This window comes from Frankia sp. CoWAU3, assembly GCF_977971855.1.
In genome coordinates this window covers 50,230-54,303 of sequence record NZ_CDWWXB010000003.1, presented here as the reverse complement: position 1 = coordinate 54,303, position 4,074 = coordinate 50,230, and the positions used below count along the sequence as shown (strand labels likewise).

General features: G+C 70.0%; 3 protein-coding genes and 1 pseudogene. 1 reads left to right on the top strand and 3 read right to left on the bottom strand.

Annotated features, from left to right (window positions below; all coding sequences use genetic code 11):
• The 3 genes and pseudogenes from AC08ON_RS00985 to AC08ON_RS00975 all read right to left on the bottom strand — a co-directional run.
• Nucleotides 1-656 (bottom strand): annotated as a pseudogene (locus AC08ON_RS00985) (hypothetical protein); the annotation flags it as partial.
• 140 nt (nt 657-796) lie between these two features.
• Nucleotides 797-1,519: a class I SAM-dependent methyltransferase gene (locus AC08ON_RS00980; protein ID WP_476616297.1), complete on the bottom strand. Its 723-nt coding sequence runs from the start codon at nt 1,517-1,519 to the stop codon at nt 797-799.
• A gap of 176 nt (nt 1,520-1,695) precedes the next feature.
• Nucleotides 1,696-2,778 carry a UDP-glucuronic acid decarboxylase family protein gene (locus AC08ON_RS00975; protein ID WP_476607855.1) on the bottom strand — a complete coding sequence of 361 codons (1,083 nt, stop codon included), beginning with the start codon at nt 2,776-2,778 and terminating at the stop codon, nt 1,696-1,698.
• A gap of 499 nt (nt 2,779-3,277) precedes the next feature.
• Between AC08ON_RS00975 and AC08ON_RS00970 the strand changes: the two genes are divergently transcribed.
• Nucleotides 3,278-4,074: glycosyltransferase family protein (locus tag AC08ON_RS00970; RefSeq protein ID WP_476616296.1), on the top strand; the 797-nt coding region annotated here is incomplete at its 3' end.

Sequence of the window (4,074 nt, the reverse complement as noted above, 5' to 3'; positions counted from 1 at the left end):
ATGAGCAGGGCGGACATCCCGAGGCCGCCGAGCAGGGTGAGCGGCTGGGCGTAGGCACTCGCCTCGGAGACCTTCTGGGACGCGTCGCCCAGGTAGGCATACTGGCCCAGGAGAATCTGCAGGACCCGGGCCGCCACCGAGATCCCGCACAGGATCCACAGCACGCTCCGGTCGCGCAGCCGGGTACCGGTCCCGGGCGCCGCCGCAGTGGCAAACCGGGTGGCCGCGCGCGTCACCAGCCGGCCCGGGCCGAGCAGGTATCCGCAGGTCCACAGCGGCAGGGCGAGGCTCGCCAGGGCGAGTGCCCGCAGCACGCCGTCGAGATGGATCTGCGGGGTGTCCAGCTGGGGGGTGTGCCAGACCAGTGACACCAGCCCGAACGACATCCCGGTCCACAGCAGGTACCAGGGGCCGAGACGGAACAACCCCAGCCCGTAACCACGCCCCGCTCGCGCACCGACCAGGAGCAGCGCGGCGAGGCATTCGAACGTGAACGCCACCGAGCGCAGGACCACCCGGTCGGGCTCGGACGGCAGCCGGAGCGCCTCGACGAACCACGGCACCACGCCGACCATCACGATCATCAGCCACAGCAGCGGCGGACGGCGGACGGGGTGGGCAACCCTCCCACCCGGCACGGCCGGGGCGATCACCACGGCGCACCCGAGGGGATCGGCGAGGCGTCGCCGGCAGGCGTGCCTGAGTGGCGCCGCGGACATCCCGCGAGCGGGCAGGCGGCCCGGGACGTCCGCCAGCAGAGAGTTCGCCAGCAGAGAAGATCAGGCATGCCCGAACCTCACGCCGTCCGGTCGCGGGGCAGCGGCGTACGCCGCAGGGTGACGGCGACCTGTTCGAAACGCTCCCAGCCGTCGTGGAGCGCGAGCACGTTCGGCGAGAAGACGCCCTGCCCGGTCAGCCCGTGCCGGCTCAGATTGAGGATCCGGTAGCCGGCGGCGGCCAGCAGCGAGACCAGCTCACCGGGATTCTCCCCGGCAGCCCGCCGATCCCCTTCGCCGCGGTGGCTGTTCTCGCCGGAACGGTCTCCGCCGCAGCGGGCGGGGCGGGGCGGCATCGCCAGCAGGAGGGCCGGCCGATGCGCCCGTAGGAGCTCACCGGCGCCGCGCAGCACGTCGAGGCTCTCGGCCTCACCACCGATCCTGACCAGGGCGGGTGGTCGGTGCCGCGCGGCGTGGGCATCGAGGGTGATGGGCGTCGCGCCCGGGATGGGCGCGACGCCCACCGCGGCACTGGCACCCACCGCGGCAGTGGACAGGTGGACACTCGAGAGCCGGCTGCGCTCGACCAGTGCCGCGAGCGTCGCCCCGGTGCGCGGTGCTTCCTCGAAGGCATGCACCTCGCCTGCCGCTCCCACTACCCCGGCCGCCCACAGGGTGTAGATCCCGAGGCCAGCAGCGACGTCATAGCAACAGTCACCGGGGCGCAGAACCGCGTCGAACACCGGCGCGAGCGCTGGTGGCCGATAGCGGGGACCGCTGTAGGCGTTCGCAGGGTCCTGCATCCATCGGGTCGGCCAGCCACGACCGCGCGGGCTGGGAAGGCCCGCGGCCAGACGTCCCGCCAGCCGCCAGCGCAGCGGACCGGCACGATGCCCGGAGATCGCAGCGAGGTTTCCAGAGCCATCCTGAGTCACATACTTAAAGTAGTCGACGTCTTACAAAGAGCAATGTACTGAGGTCACGAATCCGTCGCGTCGTCCTCGCCCACCTTGACCGCCGGCCCCGGTTCACCAGTCCGCACGGTGAACCCGTCGCGGTCACCGCTAAGCACGTCCGAGCCTGCCGGCGGCTCCTGACGGGGCACCAGCCACGGGGACCGCCGCCGCTCGACACGTCCGTGGAACCAGGCCACGGTGCGGGCAAGCCCGTCCCGTACGTCCACCAGGGGCCGCCATCCAAGCGCCTCCCGCGCCAGCGTGATGTCGGGGCAGCGCACGGTGGGGTCGTCCTGCGGTCGCGGAACGAAGGTGATCGGGACGTCAGCCCCGCATACCTCCACGACGAGCCGCGCCGCATCAATGATCGTCATCTCCTGGGGATTGCCGAGATTCACCGGACCGGGAAGGTCGCTGTCCAGCATGCGCACGACCCCCTCCACCAGATCGTCGACGTAGCACAGCGACCGGGTCTGGCGACCCTCGCCCGCAACGGTGACGGCTTGGCCACGCAGGGCCTGCGCAATGAAGGTCGGGATGGCACGCCCGTCGTCGGCGCGCATCCTCGGCCCATAGGTGTTGAAGATCCGGATAATCCCGGTGGACGTGCCGTGGGTGGCGCGGTGGGCGGTGGTCAACGCCTCGGCGAAGCGCTTGGCCTCGTCGTACATGCTCCTCGGACCGATCGGATTGACGTGGCCCCAGTACTCCTCCGGCTGGGGGTGGACCCGGGGGTCGCCATAGACCTCCGAGGTGGAGGCCAGAAGGAACCGGGCGTTCTTGCGATATGCCAGATCCAGCAGGTTCGCGGTACCCGACGCACCGACCGACAGGGTCTCCAGGGGCAGGGCCCGATAGTCCACCGGGGACGCGGGGGATGCGAAGTTCAGCACGGCGTCGACCGGGCCAGTGACGTCGATCGGCTCGGTCACGTCCCGCCGCAGCAGGCGGAACCCGCCATACCTCCGAAGATGGTCGATGTTGTCCGGCCGGCCGGTGAGGAAGTTGTCGACGCAGATCACCTCGGCACCCCGAGCCAGCAGGCGGTCACAGAGATGGCTTCCGAGGAAGCCGGCCCCACCGGCGACGACGACCCGCCTGGTCACTCCAACCACCACCCGTGAGTAAGGAAAGCCGGGCCATGGGCGTCACGTACCGCTATCGGTCGACAACGACACTGCGCACCCCTCGGGCAGCCCCCCTTCTATCACTGACCGTGATAGAAGGGGGACGACCGCGGCGGGGAACCCGCGTGTCTCCACCCGATGACGCCGCAACCGCCACCCACCGCCACTCAGGCCCCACCGCCACTCAGGCCCCACCGCCACTCAGGCCCCACCGGCACCCGGGCCCCACCGGCACCCGGGCCCCGCCAGCCGGCACCCGCCAGCCGGCACCCACCACCCGGCACCCACCACCCGGCACCCGCGATCCGCGGCCCACGACCCACGACACGCGACACGCATCTACAGACAGTTGCTCTGTTAATACTTTGAGTGACAGGGTCGGATCGATTCGTACTGGCGCACGGCCCACCCGGTCCGATCAGCGGTCATTGCGAGGAGGAACAGCCGGCTCATGACCTCCGTCCCCAGGTCGACGACGGTGGCAGTCGTCGTATCACACGCGATCCAGCATTTCGCGCCGCTGTACCGGGCGTTGACCGAACACGAGGTGGATCTTCGGGTGCTCTTCCTGTCCCGATCGGGCCTGGAACGCTACTTCGACGCGGATTTCGGCCTCGACGTGCAGTGGAAATCGGACGTCGTAACCGGTTATCACCACGAGTTCATCGCGGACCTGCCGCTGCGCCCTGGCTGGCGGCAGCCCGACGTCACCCGGCAGATGGTTACCCGGACCTGGGCGGCCCTGGACCGACTGCGCCCCGCATGCGTGCTCGTCTACGGATACCGGTACGCCCATTCCCTCGCGGCGCTCGCCTGGTGCCGGCGACGAGGCGTACCCGCCCTCATGATCAGCGACAGCGAGCTCCTCGGCCAGCGAACCCCAGCCGTCCGCGCCGTCAAACGGCTCACGCTGCCCCACCTGATGCGTTCAGTGAATGCATTCCTCACGATCGGCGACAACAACGAGGCGTACCTGGCCCACTATGGAGTCCCCGCCACCCGCATGTTCCGCACGCCGTATCCCACCGATGAGACGGCGCTGCGGGCCGTACTGGCGCATCGGGACAAGCATCGAACGGCGATCCGCGCCGAGCTGGGCATCGCCCCGGACGCCCTTGTCGCCTTGTTCGCCGGAAAGATGATCTCTCGGAAGCGCCCCTTCGACATCGCGGACGCGCTGCGCATCCTCACCCGCGCGCCCCGGGGTCCGGTCGACCGGGAAATCATCGTGATCATGGCTGGGGACGGAGTGCTGCGCGCCGCTCTCGATGCGGT